At 47.6% G+C, this 18,331-nt stretch carries 15 protein-coding genes and 1 pseudogene; 2 read left to right on the top strand and 14 right to left on the bottom strand.

Annotation, left to right across the window (positions count from 1 at the left end):
• Nucleotides 1-9: 9 nt before the first annotated feature.
• From infB to parE, 10 genes and pseudogenes are all read right to left on the bottom strand, one after another.
• Complete coding sequence (gene infB / locus G6R29_RS00210) at nt 10-2,463, bottom strand: translation initiation factor IF-2 (protein WP_213808348.1); 2,454 nt, start codon at nt 2,461-2,463, stop codon at nt 10-12.
• Nucleotides 2,464-2,778 carry a L7Ae/L30e/S12e/Gadd45 family ribosomal protein gene (locus G6R29_RS00205; RefSeq protein WP_213808347.1) on the bottom strand — a complete coding sequence of 105 codons (315 nt, stop codon included), beginning with the start codon at nt 2,776-2,778 and terminating at the stop codon, nt 2,464-2,466.
• Nucleotides 2,765-3,067 carry an RNase P modulator RnpM gene (gene rnpM / locus G6R29_RS00200; protein WP_213808346.1) on the bottom strand — a complete coding sequence of 101 codons (303 nt, stop codon included), beginning with the start codon at nt 3,065-3,067 and terminating at the stop codon, nt 2,765-2,767. The genes G6R29_RS00205 and rnpM overlap by 14 nt, the downstream gene beginning before the upstream one ends.
• 18 nt (nt 3,068-3,085) lie before the next feature.
• Nucleotides 3,086-4,261 carry a transcription termination factor NusA gene (gene nusA / locus G6R29_RS00195; RefSeq protein ID WP_213808345.1) on the bottom strand — a complete coding sequence of 392 codons (1,176 nt, stop codon included), beginning with the start codon at nt 4,259-4,261 and terminating at the stop codon, nt 3,086-3,088.
• A gap of 24 nt (nt 4,262-4,285) precedes the next feature.
• The gene (locus G6R29_RS00190; RefSeq protein ID WP_213808344.1) at nt 4,286-4,762 is read right to left on the bottom strand and encodes a ribosome maturation factor RimP; all 477 of its coding nucleotides are present in this window, start codon (nt 4,760-4,762) and stop codon (nt 4,286-4,288) included.
• Nucleotides 4,763-4,929: 167 nt separating this feature from the next.
• Complete coding sequence (gene rpsN / locus G6R29_RS00185; protein WP_213808343.1) at nt 4,930-5,199, bottom strand: 30S ribosomal protein S14; 270 nt, start codon at nt 5,197-5,199, stop codon at nt 4,930-4,932.
• A complete protein-coding gene (gene rpmG / locus G6R29_RS00180; RefSeq protein WP_002815032.1) occupies nt 5,199-5,348 on the bottom strand; it encodes a 50S ribosomal protein L33 in 150 nt (49 codons plus the stop codon). The genes rpsN and rpmG overlap by 1 nt, the downstream gene beginning before the upstream one ends.
• A gap of 138 nt (nt 5,349-5,486) precedes the next feature.
• The gene (locus G6R29_RS00175; RefSeq protein ID WP_213808342.1) at nt 5,487-6,392 is read right to left on the bottom strand and encodes a manganese-dependent inorganic pyrophosphatase; all 906 of its coding nucleotides are present in this window, start codon (nt 6,390-6,392) and stop codon (nt 5,487-5,489) included.
• Nucleotides 6,393-6,464: 72 nt separating this feature from the next.
• Nucleotides 6,465-8,897, bottom strand: coding sequence for a DNA topoisomerase IV subunit A (gene parC / locus G6R29_RS00170; RefSeq protein ID WP_213808341.1), 2,433 nt, complete (start codon nt 8,895-8,897; stop codon nt 6,465-6,467).
• A gap of 333 nt (nt 8,898-9,230) precedes the next feature.
• Nucleotides 9,231-11,213: pseudogene (gene parE / locus G6R29_RS00165) on the bottom strand (DNA topoisomerase IV subunit B); the annotation flags it as partial.
• A 211-nt stretch (nt 11,214-11,424) separates the two neighbouring features.
• On the opposite strand from parE, the gene plsY reads away from it, so the two are divergent.
• Nucleotides 11,425-12,036 (top strand): glycerol-3-phosphate 1-O-acyltransferase PlsY, encoded by a 612-nt coding sequence (gene plsY, locus G6R29_RS00160; protein ID WP_213808340.1) that lies wholly within the window; start codon nt 11,425-11,427, stop codon nt 12,034-12,036.
• A 44-nt stretch (nt 12,037-12,080) separates the two neighbouring features.
• On the opposite strand, the gene G6R29_RS00155 is transcribed toward plsY, so the two are convergent.
• Nucleotides 12,081-12,656, bottom strand: coding sequence for a hypothetical protein (locus G6R29_RS00155; protein WP_213808339.1), 576 nt, complete (start codon nt 12,654-12,656; stop codon nt 12,081-12,083).
• Between the two features lie 29 nt (nt 12,657-12,685).
• Nucleotides 12,686-14,917: a RelA/SpoT family protein gene (locus G6R29_RS00150; RefSeq protein WP_213808338.1), complete on the bottom strand. Its 2,232-nt coding sequence runs from the start codon at nt 14,915-14,917 to the stop codon at nt 12,686-12,688.
• Nucleotides 14,918-15,145: 228 nt separating this feature from the next.
• On the opposite strand from G6R29_RS00150, the gene G6R29_RS00145 reads away from it, so the two are divergent.
• Complete coding sequence (locus G6R29_RS00145) at nt 15,146-16,363, top strand: MFS transporter (RefSeq protein ID WP_213808337.1); 1,218 nt, start codon at nt 15,146-15,148, stop codon at nt 16,361-16,363.
• Between the two features lie 71 nt (nt 16,364-16,434).
• Here G6R29_RS00145 and glnA read toward each other — a convergent pair whose 3' ends face one another.
• The gene (glnA, locus tag G6R29_RS00140) at nt 16,435-17,784 is read right to left on the bottom strand and encodes a type I glutamate--ammonia ligase (protein ID WP_213808336.1); all 1,350 of its coding nucleotides are present in this window, start codon (nt 17,782-17,784) and stop codon (nt 16,435-16,437) included.
• Between the two features lie 46 nt (nt 17,785-17,830).
• Nucleotides 17,831-18,196, bottom strand: a complete 366-nt coding sequence (locus G6R29_RS00135; protein ID WP_213808335.1) for a MerR family transcriptional regulator — start codon at nt 18,194-18,196, stop codon at nt 17,831-17,833.
• Between the last annotated feature and the right edge of the window lie 135 nt (nt 18,197-18,331).

The raw sequence follows: 18,331 nt of genomic DNA, 5'->3' as shown, positions 1-18,331 counted from the left end.
CTAAAAAGCTTACTTACGCTTAACTTCTTCCATGATGTAAGCTTCCACTTCATCACCAGGTTGAATATCGTTAAACTTGTTAACCGTGAATCCAAAGTCGTAACCAAACTTAACTTCGTTAACGGCGTCCTTACCACGTTGAAGTGATGCAAGAGGACCATCAAAGATAACCGTTCCGTTACGGACGATACGAACCTTAGAATCCTTCGTAATCTTTCCTTCTTCAACAGTGGCACCGGCAATCGTTCCAACCTTAGAGAACTTAAAGAGTTCCTTAACGACGATTTGACCGATAACCTTTTCTTCGTAAACTGGTTCAAGTTGACCCTTCATGGCGTCAGTCACGTCATCAATGGCGTCATAGATAACGTTGTAGAAGCGCATGTCAATCTTGTCAGTTTGTGCTTGGTTCTTCGCAAATGGCGTAGGGCGAACGTTGAATCCGATGATGATGGCACCAGATGCACCGGCCAATGAAACGTCAGATTCGTTGATGGCACCAACGGCTGCGTGAACAACGTCAACCTTAACACCTTCAACTTCGATCTTCTTCAAAGCACCAGCCAAGGCTTCAACTGAACCTTGAACATCGGCCTTAACGATAACTGGAACAGTCTTCATTGCCTTTTCAGCCATCGTGTTAAACAACGTATCCAAGGTAACAACTGAACCGGCGTTGCGAACTTCTTCGCGGGCACGCTTTTCACGTTCTTCACCAGCTGCACGGGCGGACTTCTCATCTGCCATGACAACGAAGCGGTCACCAGCTGATGGTACCGCGTTCAAACCAGTGATTTGAACAGGCGTTGCTGGCTTGGCTTCCTTCAAGTCTTCACCCTTTTCGTTTTGCATGGTACGGATACGTCCATACGTGTTTCCAACAACGACAGGGTCTCCAATGTGGAGCGTTCCTTGTTGAACCAAAACAGTTGAGACAGGACCGCGTCCCTTATCCAAACGTGCTTCGATAACTGAACCACGACCTGGTTGCGTTGGGTCTGCCTTCAATTCCAAAACGTCGGCTTCAAGCAAGATCATTTCAAGCAATTGGTCGATGTTTTGTCCTTGCTTAGCTGAAATCTTAACGAAGATCGTTGATCCACCGTATTCTTCAGGAACAAGGTCGTAAGCCATCAATTGGTTCATGACTTGGTCAGGGTTAGCCCCTTCCTTATCAATCTTGTTCACAGCAACGATAACTGGCGTACCAGCTGCCTTTGCGTGGTTAATGGCTTCAATCGTTTGTGGTTGAACACCGTCATCAGCGGCGACAACCAAAACAGTGATGTCCGTTACGTTGGCACCACGGGCACGCATTTCAGAAAAGGCCGCGTGACCTGGGGTATCCAAGAAGGTAATCAAGCGACCGTCCAAGCGAGCTTGGTAGGCACCGATGTGCTGCGTGATTCCACCAGCTTCGCCTTCGGTAACGTTTGTCTTACGCAAGTAATCCAACAATGTGGTCTTACCGTGATCAACGTGTCCCATGATTGTCACAACAGGTGCACGTGGTTCAAGGGCGTCTTCGTTAACCGTTTCGTCGTCGAAGAAGCGGTCGATGTCGGCCAAGTCTTCTTCTTCCTTTTGCTTAGCGTCGATACCGTAATCAGCCGCGAGGATTTCGATGGTATCTTCATCCAATGACTGGTTTTGGTTCGTCACGATTCCAAGCAAGAACAACTTCTTAATGATTTCAGAAGCGTCACGGTGCAAGAGCTTTGCCAAGTCTTGCACGTTCATGCCGACCTTGTATTCAAGAACTTCTGGCAATGGCTGTTCCTTACGAACAGTAGGTTGCTTCTTTGGTGCTTGCTTTGCTGCAATACGACGGGCCTTCTTTGAACCGTGTGGCTTGTCGTTACGACGTGGCGTTTGCTGTCCAGTTCCATTCGTGTTGCGCTTACGCGTGTTGTTACGAGCAGAATTGTTTCCAGAGGCAAGTGAACCACCGAAGCGTCCACCGCCATTTGATGGCTTTGTTGCTTCTGAAGGCTTTGCTGCTGGCTTTGAAGCTGGCTTAGCCGCCTTCTTCTCAGCTTGCTTTTTGGCTTGTTCTTTTGCCTTGTTGTTTTGAGCAACGTATTCCTTCAAAGAATCATCCTTCTTTGCTGAATAGTTAACTTGCCCTTCACGAGGCTTTGTTGACCAAGACTTCTTTTCGCGTACCATTGGACGTCCAGAAGATTGGTTTGAACGGTTGTTTTGTGGACGGCGTGAACCACCTTGGCCGTTGCGTGGTCCACCGTTGTGTCCATTTTGACCGTTTCGAGCAGCTGGACGTTGTCCGTTGCCTTCGTTGCGTTGTCCGTTTGACTTGTGGCGTGCTGGACCAGCTGGCTTAGCTGCTCCTTCCGCCAACTTAGCGGCGTGACGACGTTGTGAAGCTGGAAGCTCCTTACGTTCTGGCACTGCCATCTTGCGGGTCTTTCGGTTTGAGCCGGAGAATTTCTTTTCTTCTGCCATTTAGTTCCGCTCCTTTTCTTCAAGTATTTCTTTGATTTTCTTTGAAAAGCCAGCGTCTTCAATTGCTAGGACCGAACGGTTCATCCCGATGGATGAAATCAGTTCATCTCTGGTCAAAGCATCCGAGAAGGTCACTTTGTAAAAAGCACACTTATCTGAAAACTTCTTATACTGGCTGGCCCCACCATCCTTTGGGAAAAAGACGATACGAGCACTTTGATTTTGGATGGCCTTCAATGTAGGACCTGATCCTAAGACGACTTTGTTAGCTCGTCGGGCAAGGCCCAATGTCTGCATTAACTTATTCATCGTCATTTGCAAAGAGCTCTTTTCGGGCCTGTTGATGATCGACGTAAGCGTAAAGTTCATCATAGAAAGCCGGTTCGATTGCCTGTGAAAAGGCACGTTCAAAGACTTTCTTTTCTTTGGCCGCTTCAGCCGTCTTGCGGTCTAGCGCAATGTAAGCACCACGACCGTTTTTCTTACCGGTTGGGTCTAAGAAGACTTCGCCTTCTTTGTTTTTCACAACCCGGACAAGGTCTTGCTTCGGAAACATTTCGCCCGAAACAATGTCTTTTCTTAACGGAATCTTCCGTGTTTTCATCGAAGAACCTCCTCGAAATTAAATTTCAGGATTTTCGCTATCGTCATCTGCCAAGGCATCAACACCAGCATCAATATCCGTGTCAACACCTTCATCAGCTGCGTCGTCAAAAGCGTCGTCAGCTGCTTCATCCATTGAAACGGCCAAGTCGGCTGCTTCAGATTCTGGCTTAATGTCAATCTTTACACCCGTCAAACGAGCAGCCAAGCGGGCGTTTTGTCCCTTCTTACCAATGGCAAGTGACAATTGGTCGTCAGGAACAATCACCGTTACCGCTTGGTCGTTTTCAGGATCAAAGATAACATCCGTTACTTCGGCTGGGTTCAAAGCGTTTGCAATGTATTGCGCTTCATCTTCAACCCATTCCACAATGTCCATGTGTTCGCCACCCAATTCAGTGACAACAGCTTGAACACGTGCTCCACGTTGACCAACCAAGGCACCAACTGGATCCAAGTCTTCGTCGTGCGTGTAAACCGCAATCTTTGAACGATCACCGGCTTCACGTGAGACAGAAACAATTTCCACCGTTCCGTCGTATACTTCAGGCACTTCTTGTTCAAACAAACGCTTAACCAAGCCTGGAGCCGTACGTGAAACGAAAATTTGTGGTCCCTTCAAGGAATCATCAACCTTTGAAACCAATACCTTAATGCGGTCACGCATCTTGTAGTGTTCAGAAGGCATTTGGTCCCCAGCAGTCATAACAGCTTCTTGCTTACCAGGAAGCATCACGTACAAGAAACGCGTGTCTTGACGTTCAACTTCTCCAGTGACGATTTCACCTTCATAGTCCTTGTAACGTTCGTAGACAGCTTGACGCGTTGCTTCACGCATCTTTTGTACGATGACTTGCTTAGCAGCTTGAGCAGCCATACGACCGAAGTCCTTTGGCGTAACGTCAAAGCGAATTTCGTCACCTGGTTCGTATGCCTTGTTAATTTCCAAAGCATCAGTCAAAGAGATTTCAGTGTCAGGGTCCAACAAGTCTTCGTCCAAGACAACTGTCTTGACCTGCTTGATGGTCATCTTACCCTTCTTGTCGTCAAATGTTGCTTCAACGTTTTGGTTCGCGTTGTATTGCTTCTTGTAAGCCGCCTTCAAGGCGTTTTCCAAAGCTTCCACAACAACGTCGCGGTCGATGCCTCGTTCTTGTTCCAAGGCATCCAAGGCCATTACTAATTCTTTACTCATATCTTAAACTCCACTTTTAAACCATCAAAATTGGATTGAAACAACGGCTTTGGCAATTTCGTCAAAGTTAAAGCGCTTTTCTTCGCCGTCAACATCCAAAGTCAGACCCGCATCATCTAATGAAGAAATGGAACCCGTCCACTTCTTCTGACCGTCCTTAGCCGCAAACAAAGCAATTGCGATTTGTTCGTCAGCTTCCTTTGCCCATTCAAAGTGCCAGGGTTCAGAAAGTGAACGATCCCAACCTGGTGATGCAATGTCTAGCATGTACTCACCTGGAACTGGGTCAACTTCTGCTTCATCCAAAGCTTCGTTTACCGCCTGTGTAAAGGTGGTAATTTGAGTCATTGAGATGTTGTCATGATTTGGTAAATCAACTAAGATTTCTACCGTCTTTTTGCCAGCAACCTTCTTGATGATCAAATCCCACAATAGAAGGTTTTGATCCTCAATGATCGGTTGGACAATGTCTAGTAGCGCTTGATTCTTTGCTTGTACCATCGCCGCTCCTTATCTATCAAAGCCATAAAAAATGAGCCGGTCAAATCCCCCTGACCCGCTCATTTACGACTGTAAATTAACTTACTTCTATAGTAGTTGAATTCCGTCAAAAAAGCAAGGTAGACAAAGAAAAAACCACAGCGAAGGCTGTGGTTTGTTGATTCTTTTTACCAAGAAGCCTTACGAACACCAGGAATCTGACCCTTGTGTGCTAATTGGCGGAAGTTCAAACGTGACATTCCGAATTCACGCATGTAACCGTGTGGACGACCATCAATGCGGTCACGGTTGTGAACACGTACAGGTGATGAGTCCTTTGGCAAAGCTGCCAAACCGATGTAATCACCGGCAGCCTTCAAAGCAGCACGCTTGTCAGCGTACTTGGCAACCATTGCTTCACGTTGCTTTGCCTTTGCAATCTTTGATTTCTTAGCCATTACTTGATCTCCTTAAACGTTACAACTTTACGAAGTTTTGGTGAGTACTTCTTCAACTCCAAACGATCGGGGGTGTTACGACGGTTCTTTGACGTCAAGTAAATACGTTCCCCAGTTTCGTCATTGCCTAATACGACATGAATACGCATAGCTATAGCTCCTCAGTGTTAGTTTTTTGATAAAAATTTATTTGCTTGTCAATACAAAATAGTATTATACAGGCTAGTTTCTAGACTGTAAAGGGGTTCTTTTAACTTTTCTTAAAAAAATCCGCAAACCTTTTTGCCTTAGAATTGCTTTTGCAATGGTGGAACCACTTGCTTCTTACGTGAAACAACACCAGGAAGGTCAATGACGTTGTTTTCTAACTTGGCATCGAAAGCCTTTTCGATGTTATCGGCAGCGTCACCCAAGTAAATAGCCTTTGAGTTTGAGTTCAAGATGTCCGTGATAACCAACAAGAAGTCTTCGTAACCAGAAGCCTTCATGGCCTTTTCCAAATCGTCTTGACGCTTCAATACATCGGCGATGTCAACCGTGTTCACTTGTCCAATGCGGAAGTCGTGTGAACCCATGGTAAATGACTTGGCATCCCCTTCCAACAATTCTTCGTCAGAACGTGATGAAAGGTCAGTTCCTGCCTTCAACATTTCCAAACCATAAGCTTCGATATCATCGATACCAGCAATCTTTGCCAATTCTGGCAAAGCCTTACGGTCAACATCAGTCGTGGTTGGGCTCTTCAACAACAACGTATCAGAGATCAAACCTGAAGCCAACATACCAGCAATCTTAGCAGGAATCGTCAAACCAGCTTCCTTGTACTCGTAGTACAAGATCGTTGAGACAGAACCCCAAGGCTTTGCCGTAATGTAAAGTGGCGTTGCGTTTTGGAAGTTGAACTTGTGGTGGTCGTAAATACCGTAAACCGTCACGTCAGCCAAGTTATCAACTGACTGTGCCGCTTCGTTGTGGTCAACCAAAACAACTTCTTCAGTCGTGACCTTTTCGCTAATTGGCAATGGCTTCAAACCAAAGTGGTCCAATGCGTATTGTGTTTCTTGGTTTGGCTTACCTTGCGCAAGCGCTTCAGTATCCAATCCTTGTTGTGCCAGCAAATCGGCCGCGGCCATTGCTGAGGCAACTGTGTCCGTATCTGGACTCTTGTGTCCAAAAACTTGAATCTTTGCCATGTTTTTCAACTCCTCATTTGCGGTAACCCGCATCAATTCATATCTATTGTAACCGAAACCAAGCCCTGATGACTAGTCCTCGGTGTTTAATTCTAAGACTTCCATTACTGACGCTTGGCCATCCGAAGATGGATCCAAGAGCGCTGAACCATTTGCCGTTCGGTTTGACAACGAGTGGTCCTGCAACTGAATATCAAAGGTCTTCATCCGGTCCGTAACAATTCGAAGGGCCGCTTGATCGTCTTCCACAACAGTGGCAGCTGCAATCGCATAATCAACCGTCTTGCGTGGTGACAAGACTTGCAATCCCTTATTGGCACGGTGTGATTCAGAAATTTCATCCAGGCGTGAGTACTTAAAGGTTCCCTGGTTCGTTACCAAGGCCAAGTACGTGTCCTTGTCAGACAAGGCCAATACATCGGCAACAGAATCACCATCCCCCAACTTAATGGCCTTAACACCAGCGGTACGAGCACCAACAGTTGGCACTTCATCCGCCTTAAAGCGAAGGGCTAATCCAGCCTTGGCCAATACCAAGACGTCGTTTGAATCCGTCACGAGTGAAACAGCGGCAACGCGTGCTTCGTCTGACTTCAACTTCATAACGGTTGCGGACTTCTTCTTGTATGACTTTGGCACCTTGTCAGCGATTTCTGAACGCTTAATGTAACCGTCTGTTGAAGCAAGAAGTACAGTGTCCTTTGATTCTGGATTCTTGATAACCATCGCAGAGATAATGGCTTCTTCAGGATCCCAGTTCGAAAGGCTCTGAGAGAAGTGCTCTCCTGGTTCCTTCCACTTGAATTCCGAAATCTCGTAAATCGGACGGTAAATCAAGTTTCCCATGTTGGTGAAGGCCAACAAGTGTTCCGTCGTGTTAACCGTCTTTTCCATGATGATTGGATCATCATCGGCCAAACCGTTTTCTTCGGCGGAAGCCTTGAATGATCGAAGGGATGAACGCTTTACGTAACCGTTCTTAGAAAGCAGCAAACGAACATTTTCGTCTGGCACGGTCACGGCCGTATCGATGACGAGTGATTCGATTTCATTTTCAATTTCGGTCATACGAGGCGTTGCGTATTCATCAATCACCTCTTGCAATTCCTTGCGGATAACGTCGTGCAGAGCAGACGTCTCGTTCAAGATTTTTTGCAGTTCGGCAATCTTCTTTGCCAAAGCGTCGTGCTCGTCTTGCAACTGAGTGACATCGGTGTTTGTCAAACGGTACAGTTGCAAAGTTACGATGGCTTCCGCTTGGGCCTTGGTAAAGTCAAACCCGTCCATCAGGTTTTGGGTAGCGTCCTTACGGTTCTTAGAAGAACGAATGGTTGAAACCACTTCATCCAGGATGGACAACATGCGGATCAAACCTTCTACGATGTGTTGGCGGGCTTCAGCCTTCTTCAAGTCGTAGGCAGAACGCTTCAAAACGACGTCCTTACGGAAGTCCAAGAAGGCCTGCAAACCATTTTGCAACGTAACCAAAACAGGTCGTTGATCGTGAATGGCCACCATGTTGAAGTTGTATGAAATCTGCAAGTCCGTCTTCTTAAACAGGTAAGTTAAGATACCATCGGCGGAAGCATCCTTTGAGAGTTCAATGACAATGGACATTCCTTCACGGTCGGATTCATCACGAACTTCAGAGATACCAGCCACTTCCTTGTTCAGGCGAATGGCATCAATCTTTGCGACCAATGATGACTTCACGACTTCGTATGGAATTTCCGTGATTTCAATCTTTTGCTTACCACCCTTAAGTGGACTTACTTCGGTCTTGGCACGAACAACGACGCGGCCACGACCAGTTTCGTAAGCTTGCTTAATACCATCCAATCCCTGGATGATACCACCTGTTGGGAAGTCAGGTCCCTTAACGAACTTCATCAAGTCAGCCAAAGTGGCTTCTGGATGGTCCAAAAGGTAAATCAAGGCTTCGTTAATTTCCTTCAAGTTGTGCGGTGGCATATCCGTCGCATAACCAGCTGAAATTCCCGTTGCTCCGTTGATAAAGAGGTTTGGCAAGCGAGATGGCAAAACCGTTGGTTCGTAGGTCGTGTCATCGAAGTTCAAGACCATTTCAACGGTGTCTTGGGCCAAGTCCTTCAGAATCTCGCCTGAAATCTTTGCCAACCGTGATTCCGTATAACGCATGGCAGCGGCCGGATCGTTATCGACCGAACCGTTGTTTCCGTTCATATCAATGAGCGGTTCTCTGACCTTCCAATCCTGGGAGAGTCGAACCATGGCCTCATAGATTGAGGAATCACCGTGGGGGTGATAGTTACCCATGATGTTACCGACGGCCTTTGCAGACTTACGGTATGGGTGATCGTATGTGTTTGAATCCTGGTCCATCGCGTACAAAATACGACGCTGAACAGGCTTGAGTCCGTCACGAATGTCGGGCAGGGCTCGTTCTTGAATGATGTATTTGGAATAGCGACCGAAGCGCTCGCCCATGACGGCTTCTAGTGAAAGCTCGGTAATGCGGTCTGCCATATGGACAATCCCCTATCCTTTCGTAATCAGTGCTTAAAACAAATCAAGGTTCTCGAAGTTTCCCGAACCCTTTGATGAAGATTCATCGTCCTTCTTTGAAGGTGTTTCAGGCGCTTCCTTTTTAGAAGCGGCCTTCTTTGGTGCAGGTTTTTCTTCAGCCTTTGCAGCCTCTTCCTTCTTTGCTTCAGCTGGTGTTTCCTCTGCAGCCTTAGCCGCAGATGCCGCTACTTTAGCAGCAACGGCCTTTTCAGCCTTAGCTGCCGGGCTGTTTTCAGCGACGCGGGCAACTTCTTCGGCTTCCGTTTCGGCGTGTGGGTCTTTTCCAGCCATCACCTGGTCGAAGACCTGGCTGGAATCGGCACCACCGGCGACGTTATCCAAGATGGATCCCTCTTCTTCCAACGTGAATTGCACGTTGTTTTCAATCCATTGACGGCGAGGGTCGACTTTGTCACCCATCAGAGTCGTCACACGCTTCTCAGCGAGCATGGCATCGTCGATCTTCACGCGAATCAACGTACGGGATTCTGGATCCATGGTTGTTTCCCAAAGAAGGGTCGCATTCATTTCACCAAGACCCTTGAAACGAGTCAGTTCGTACTTAGTCTTTGCCTTTGCTGTGATGTCGGCCAATTCGTCGTTGGTCCAAGCAAAGGAATCGTCCTGCTTACCACGGTACTTAATACGGTAAAGCGGTGGCAAGGCAATGTAGACCTTCCCAGCTTCAATCAGAGGTCGCATGTACTTGTAGAAGAAGGTCAAAAGCAAGGTCTGGATGTGCGCCCCGTCGTCGTCGGCGTCGGTCATGATGATGACCTTGTCGAAGGCGGCGTTTTTAATGTTAAAGTCGGGCCCGACCCCGGCCCCGATCGCGTAGATCAAGGTTGAGATTTCTTCATTCTTAAGGATGTCAGCCAACTTAGCCTTCTGCGTGTTCAAAACCTTACCACGGAGAGGCAAGATGGCTTGGAACTTACGGTCACGTCCCTGCTTAGCGGAACCACCGGCAGAATCACCCTCGACCAAGAACAATTCGTTCTTGTCAGCGTTCTTTGACTGGGCTGGTGCCAACTTACCGGAAAGAAGACGTTCCTTCTTTCCCTTGGACTTACCAGTACGGGACTCTTCACGGGCCTTGCGAGCGGCCTCGCGGGCTTCACGGGCACGAAGGGCCTTTCGGACAATCTTTTGTCCAAAGTCACCGTTTTCAAGCAAGAAACGGGCCAACGTGTCATTCACAACAGCGTCAACCGCACCACGGGCTTCCGTGGTTCCAAGCTTATCCTTCGTCTGACCTTCAAACTGCAGGAGTTCTTCAGGCACACGCAAAGAAACAACGGCTGAAAGCCCTTCACGGACGTCTGAACCTTCCAGGTTCTTATCCTTATCCTTCAACAGGTTCACGCGACGGGCATACTCGTTAAAGGCTTTCGTCCAAGCAGCGCGGAATCCAGCTTCGTGAGTTCCACCATCCTGCGTCCGAACGTTGTTAACAAAGGACAAAAGCGTTTCAGAGTAACCATCGTTATACTGGGCAGCAACATCCACGACGATGCCGTCGTTTTCACCTTCAAAGGACATAACGGGCCCAAGCCCTTCCTTTTCTTCGTTCAAGAAATCAACGAAGGCGTGGAGTCCCTTTTCATAGTGGTAAACTTCTTGGCGCGCTGGTGAAACGCGCTTATCAGTTAAGGTAAACTTCACCCCTGACATCAAGAATGCGGCTTCGCGCAAGCGTTCGGCCAAGGTATCAAACTTGAAGACCGTCGTCGAGAAGATGGAAGCATCGGGCTTAAAGGTCACGGTCGTTCCCGTGTGGTCCTTTGTTGCCCCAAGGTCAACCAAAGTACCGATTGGCTTTCCGCCGTTTTCAAAGGTTTCTTCGAAACGGTGGCCATCGCGGACAATGGTTACCTTCAAGTATTCGGAAAGCGCGTTAACAACCGATGAACCAACACCGTGCAACCCTCCGGAAGTGGCGTAACCACCCTGTCCAAACTTTCCACCGGCGTGAAGCACCGTCAAGATAACTTCTGGTGTTGGCTTACCGGATGAGTGCATACCAACGGGCATTCCACGACCAGAATCAGAAACCGTGATGGCGTTGTTTTCTTCAATTGTCACTTCAATGTGGTTTCCATAACCAACCAAAGCTTCATCGACCGCGTTGTCGACAATTTCGTATACCAAGTGGTGGAGACCACGTCCGTCAGTCGAACCAATGTACATTCCTGGTCGCTTTCGAACGGCTTCCAATCCCTCTAGGATTTTAATCGAATCTGCATCGTAGTGTGTTTGTTTTGGCACAGTGATCATCCTTTAATATCGTTTTTTCCAAAAGTGCCATGGGTAGGCCTTCTTTTGGCAATCTACCTTATCATAGATTAAAAATGAAAAAGTGACAAGAAAAAATCCGGACCGGTTTTGACTTTTCCATCGAAAAAGAACTTAAATCTGCATTAGAATCAGCCAAAGTCTATCTGCTGTGGTAAAATATTATCTGCGTTTCATTTAAGGAGTTCATCAAATGGAAAAAACAATTTTGGTCTTTTTACTGGCCTACTTGCTTGGATCACTTGTTCCTGGCTCTTGGATTGGTAAACTCTTTTACCACAAAGACATTCGAACGGAGGGTTCTGGAAACATCGGAACGACCAACGCTTTTCGAAGCCTTGGTCCCGTCGCCGGAACAACGGTTTTGGTTCTCGACATGCTAAAGGGTGTCCTTGCCGGGTTACTCCCCTTCATCTTCCACGTTGATATCAACGTGATGTACGTTGGTTTGGCCGCTATCTTAGGTCACACCTTCTCCATCTGGATTGGATTCAAGGGTGGTAAGGCTGTTGCTACTTCAGCAGGTGTGCTTTCGGTCTACAACCCCGCCCTCTTCTGGATGGTTGTGGCCACTTTCATCTTGTGCTTGGTACTCTTTTCAATGGTATCCGTTGCTTCGATGGTTGGTTTCACCTTCGCGTCATTCATGTCCGTCTTCTACTACCACGACATTATCTTGTCGATTGTAGCGATTGTTTTGACCGTTTTCGTCTTCTACCGTCACCGTCAAAACCTTGGACGAATCATGAAGGGACAGGAATCCACGATTCCTTTCGGGCTAGTCTACTGGTTAAAGAAAAAATAACAAAACAAAAAAGAGCTGAACCAAATGGTTCAGCTCTTTTTTTGTTAGCTTAAGCTTCGTGCTGATAGCTTCAAGCGAGAGAAGACGTCCGGCTGCAGGCGACGCAGGAAAAGCGTGCCGTGCAAGGTCAACAGTAAGGCGTCTAGAAAGTTTGCCTTCACGAGGTACAAAAAGAAAAATAGCACAGTCGTTGGTGGCAAAAGCACCAAGACAAAGATAATCCATCCCCGTTCAAAGGCCCACTTCGCTTTTAGGTAGCGACGCTCTTGATCGTTTGGGTTAAACTTCGCAAGATCAAAGAAATTAACCGGTTCCTTTGCTTGCTTTCGAAAAGTCATCACCCAGAAAAAGAAAGGCAAGATAGCGGAGACAAAAAGTCCCAACCACCAAACAACCGGGCTTGTAATGTGCATCTTTGGTAATGGAAGAAAACGCAAAATCCAGTATGGTGTTGCCCATACGGCTGAAATGATAAAGGTGATAAACAGCGCTAAATCAAATCCTTCAAGCTTCTTCTTTTCCTTTGCTTGAAAGTACGTGTGACTTTCTAAATCGTAATATACTTCTTGCTTATGCCCAGCAATTTTAAGCGGAACCAGGCGGATGGGACTCGTTGACACGGGTAGTTTCCTCTTGTTTCGTTTTATTGTTAGTGAATCGTTCGTTTAACATCGTACACAGAACGTTGTGAAGAAAGTGAATCGATGATGCCGTTTAATTGGGCAACGTTTGCAACACCAAGGGAAGCTTGGACAAGTACCATGCCCCCCTTCGTGACGTGCCCGTTAATTTCTTTAATGAAACGGGTCTTGGCGTTTAAAGCGCGAAGCAGGTCGTTTAAGATTCCTGGTTCGTTTTCAGCGTGAATCGTTAAGTCCGCCGTGTAGTCCTGACGCAAACCGTTCGGGTCAGCCCAGACAACATCGACCAAGCGCTCCCCTTGCTGTTGTGCGGCGTGGATGTTTGGACAATCAAAGCGGTGAACCGCAACTCCGCGTCCCTGTGAAATGTAACCGGAAACGGCATCCCCAGGAACTGGTGTACAACATCCGGCCAAGCGAACAAGGAGGTTATCAATTCCTGCGATAACCACCTCGGATTCTTGCTTTTTCTTCGGTGCGGGCTTGGCGTCTTTCTTAAGGGCTTCACCGTCTTCCAAAAGCTTCTTTTGCAAGGCGGCTGCCTCAGCCGCTGCCTTTTCCTCACGGATTGACTTCGTCAATTCCTTAACGACCGTCAAGCGGGACAAATCGCCGTAACCGACAGCTGAAAGCAAATCTTCACGGGTTCCACTGTTCAAAGCCTGCGCCGCGTCATTCAGGTGTTCTTCGTCCGCAAACTTTGCGCTATCATAACCCTTATCAGTCAGTTCTTTAACCACAGCGTCCAAACCAGACTGAATATTGTCTGCTCGGTCACGTTTCTTCAAGAATTGCTTAATCTTGTGACGGGCCTTCCGGGTCTTCACCAAATCCAACCAATCACGGGATGGCTGCGCATTGGGGCTCGTCAAAATCTCCATGATGTCCCCGTTTTGGATTTGATAATCCAGCGGCACGATGCGACCGTTAGCCTTTGCTCCAGTGGTCTTTTCACCTACCTTTGAGTGAATGGCAAAGGCCATGTCCAAAGGTCCAGCGCCCTGAGCAAGTTCGTATACATCCCCAGCTGGTGAGAAGGCATAAACCCGGTCGACAAAGAGATCCGTTTGAACGGATTCCATGAAGTCTTGGGCGTCGGTTGCTGATTCCTGGAATTCCAAGATTCCCTGAATCATGTTCAGCACTTGTTCAGACTGGTCTTCAACGTTTGCTTCCCTATCAGAACCATGATTTTGCTTGTAAGCCCAGTGGGCCGCAACTCCATACTCGGCCACTTGGTGCATCTCGTACGTTCGAATCTGCACTTCGAGTGGTCGTCCACCGGGTCCGATAACCGTGGTGTGCAATGATTGGTAACCGTTTGGCTTAGGCAGGGCAATGTAGTCCTTAAACCGACCAGGCAATGGCTTCCAGTGCGCGTGAATGGCACCCAAGACAGCATAGGTATCCGTTACGTTTTCAGTGAGGATACGAATGGCGGACAAATCGTAGATTTCTTCAAAGGACTTGTGCTGGTCAACCAGCTTTCGGTAAATCGAATAGATGTGCTTTGGACGACCATAAACGGAAACGTCTTCCAGTTTTAAGTCCTCAATGCTTTGTTCAATCTCTTCCACAGCCTCTTGGATGACTTCGATGCGCTCCGTGCGCTTCATGGACATCATCTTGGCAATCTTGTGGTAAGCGTCTGGTTCCAAGTACGAAAGGGACAAATCTTCCAGTTCCCACTTGATGGCAGAAATTCCGAGACGGTCAGCAAGCGGTGCATAAATGGAAATCGTTTCCTGCGAAATCCGGCGCTGCTTTTCAGGTCGAAGAGCGTCCAGCGTGCGCATGTTGTGCAGGCGATCGGCCAGTTTCACGATGATGACGCGAATATCCTTTGCCATCGCCAAAAGAAGCTTTCGGTGATTTTCGGCCAATTGGACCTTTGAATCCTGATACTTAATCTTAGAGATTTTCGTGACACCGTCGACGATTCGACCAACGGTTTCACCAAAGCGTTCGACAACCTCTTCACCAGTTACCGGTGTATCTTCCACGATGTCGTGCAAGAAACCAGCGACAATGGTTGGACCATCCATCTTCAATTCTGCGAGGATGCCCGCCACCTGAATTGGGTGGGCAATGTAAGCCTCACCAGACTGGCGCTTCTGGTCTTTGTGCAGTTCGTTTGCCCAGTCAAAGGCATCCTTCACTGCTTTTTGCTGTTCTTTGTCGAGGTAGGCGTTGACCATGTCCAATACGTCTTTTGCCTGATATTCTTTGTATTGTGTCATGGTAACCCCTCCTTTAAATGAACGTTAAATTGAAATAAGTCTTAGACACATTATAGAGTATTCTGACCCTCTGAACAAGGAAAAGACGGACCTTCAAGCCCCTTTCAAATAGATTAGAATATGAACAGTTTTGTTTTGAATGAGCAAGACCTAATTCGTGGATCTCCTGCATTTTTTAGAAAAAAAGAGTAAGATTATTCATTAGATAACACAACGAAGGAGGCCCCCATGCAAGCAAAAACAAAGCCCGTCGACTGGAAACGTAACATGTGGATCATCTGGCTGGCAGTGATGATGTCAGGAATTGCTTTTTCCGAAATCGTCCCCTTCCTTTCCCTCTACATCGATACAATGGGAAACTTCACCAAAACCGAATTGAACTTCTATTCTGGTTTCGCCTTTGCGGCAACCTTTATCACGTCAACGATTGTTTCCCCACTCTGGGGACGCCTGGCTGATAAGAAGGGGCGCAAACTCATGATGATGCGCGCCGCCCTCGGGCTTGCCTTTGCCATGGGACTAACCGGTCTTTGCCAAAACGTCTGGCAGTTGATTGCCCTCCGGGCCATTCAAGGGGCGCTCGGTGGATTCGTTTCCAACTCAAACGCCTTAATTGCGACGCAAACGCCTCGTGAAGAAGTGGGCCGTGCCCTTGGGATTGTAGTAACCGGATTTACCGGTGGAACGCTCACCGGACCACTCATCGGTGGAACGTTAGCAACCTTCATGTCCTACCGAAACATCTTCTTTATCACCGCGACGATTTTTGTGGTTATTTTCTTCTTCATCTGGTTCTTTGTTGAAGAAAAGAAACCGGAGGCAAAGCTTCCGACCGAGGATACGGAGGAAGAAGACCTCAAGTTCTCCAAGCTGCCAAACAAAAATGTCTTGATTGCCCTCTTTGTGACGACGATGCTGGTGCAAATCGTGAACATGGCCATCAACCCAATCGTCGCCCTGTTCGTTCGTGAAGTGCTTCAAGGACAAGGAAACGTCACCTTCATTACGGGTGTGGTTGCGGCCATGCCGGGTTGTGCAACCTTCCTCTTCGCCCCATGGTTTGGGCGTCTCGGTGACAGGATTGGAACGAAGTACATGATTCAGGCCGGCTTTGTCATCGCCGTCTTGGCCTTCTTCCCGACTGCCTTTGTCACAACGGTCTTTTGGCTCATCTTCTTCCGCTTTGCCATCGGAATTGCGGACGCGACGTTGTTGCCAGCCATCCAGACGTTGCTGTCACGAAACACGCCAGAGAAACTCGTGTCTCGAGTCTTCTCCTACAACCAGTCCTTCCAGTCGGCTGGTTCCGTGCTCGGTCCCCTGTTTGGAACCGTGATTGCCTCTAGTTTTGACTACCGCGCCATCTTCATCTTCACGGCTTTGATGATGGTCATTAACGGAACGCTCTTCTACTTTAACGTGAACCGTAAGAAGATTAATACTTAAGTTAAGAGAAATGAAAAAGTCAGACCCGGTCCGGGCCTGACTTTTTTAGTGTCTTTATTATAATTTGCCAATTAGTAGTTCATGAAATAGTTGTCGATTTCCCACTGCGTCACGAACTGACGGTATGAAGAGTACTCGATGCGCTTTGCTTCGATGAACTTACCCGTGATGTGCTGACCAACCGAGTCAATCACAATTGGATCGTTTTCCAGTTCTTCCAAAGCGTCCAAAAGCGTGTCAGGCAAGTCCTTAATACCCGCCTTCTTACGTTCGCTCTCATCCATCAAGTAGATGTTTTTATCAACGGATGAGCTTGGTTCCAAGTGGTTATCGATGCCATCGAGGCCGGCCGTCAAAATGGCCGCAAGCGTCAAGTAAGGGTTCGCCGTTGGATCCACCGTTCGGAGTTCCAAACGAGTTCCAATCCCGCGGGAAGATGGCACACGAACCATTGGTGAACGGTTCGAAGCAGACCAGGCAATGTAAACCGGCGCTTCAAAGCCAGGTGTCAAACGCTTGTAAGAGTTAACCGTTGGGTTAGCAAAGGCGGTGATGGCTGGGGCGTGCTTCAAGAGACCACCCAAGAAGTGCAAAGCGGTTTCAGAAAGGCCGTAGAACTCGTCTTCACCACCCGCAAAGGCGTTGCCGTCTTCGTTAAAGAGTGACATGTTCACGTGCATTCCAGAACCGTTAATTCCAGAGATTGGCTTCGGCATGAAGGTTGCGTAATAGCCATTCTTGCGGGCAATCGTCTTTACCACCAACTTAAAGGTTTGAATCTTATCAGCAGCTTCCAAGGCATTGGCATACTTGAAGTCCACTTCGTGCTGCCCGTCGGCCACTTCGTGGTGGGCGGCTTCCACTTCGAAATCCATCTGTTCAAGGGTCAACACGATTTCGCGACGGACGTCTTCGGCCCCATCCAAAGGCGCCAAATCAAAGTATGATCCGTGGTCGTTTAACTCCATCGTTGGCTTGCCGTTTTCGTCCAACTTGAACAAGAAAAATTCAGGTTCCGTTCCAACGTTGAATTCAGTAAAGCCATCCTTTTGGGCGTGCTTGACCGCTTCCTTCAACGCGTGACGTGGGTCACCAGGAAAAGGCTTGCGGTCGGCCGTGTAAACATCAGCAATCAAGCGAGCGACTTTGCCACCATGGGCATCTTCCGACCATGGGAAGACCATGAAGGTTGAGAGATCAGGATAGAGGTACATATCCGATTCATTGATTCGAACAAAGCCTTCAATTGAAGAGCCATCGAACATGACGTCGTTGTCCAACAACGTATCCAATTGACTCACTGGAATTTCAACATTCTTGATTGTTCCCATCACATCGGTAAAGGTCACGCGGATAAATTCAACGTGTTCCGCCTTCACCTTAGCTCTGATTTCATCTTTGGTCATTGTCTTTTGCGTCATGTCTCTCCTACTTTCTGCTGCTTACTGCAACGCACTGAAACTTCTGCTACTGCATCCGATTATTTCGATTCGTCGATTGATTGAAACGGGCAATTTGAGCAAACTCATCTTGCAAAGCACGGCGCAACTTGGCGTCCTGCTCTTCTTTTTGCTGCCGCTTCTTTCGCTCGGACTTATCGAAGAGTTCTCGGATATCCTTCGTTGAATCGCCCGCGTCCAGGTGGTCCTTGATACGTAAGAGTTGGTCGATGTCATTCAAAGAGAAACGGCGCTGACCACCCTTTCCTCTTTCTGGTTTCACGAGTCCATGTTCTTCGTAGTAACGAATCTGTCGATCCGTTAGCAAAGTCAGTTCCCGTACCACCGACATCGGCAGGACAGCTTTATTTCGTTGTAATTCTGAATTCTTCACGATGAACTATCCCCCCTTACTAAAAAATATATACGAAAGACCTAAAGATGTTTAATAAATTGTCAGCTTTCTTGACCTTAATTCTAAATTGGTAAGGAAATTGGTCTAGTTTTAGAACTTTCTTCCTATCTTTAA

Origin of the sequence: Fructobacillus broussonetiae, from assembly GCF_018437275.1 — a bacterium.
GTDB lineage: Bacteria > Bacillota > Bacilli > Lactobacillales > Lactobacillaceae > Fructobacillus > Fructobacillus broussonetiae.
The sequence above is the reverse complement of the archived record's forward strand: the minus strand, read 5'-3'. Positions and strand labels throughout refer to the sequence as shown.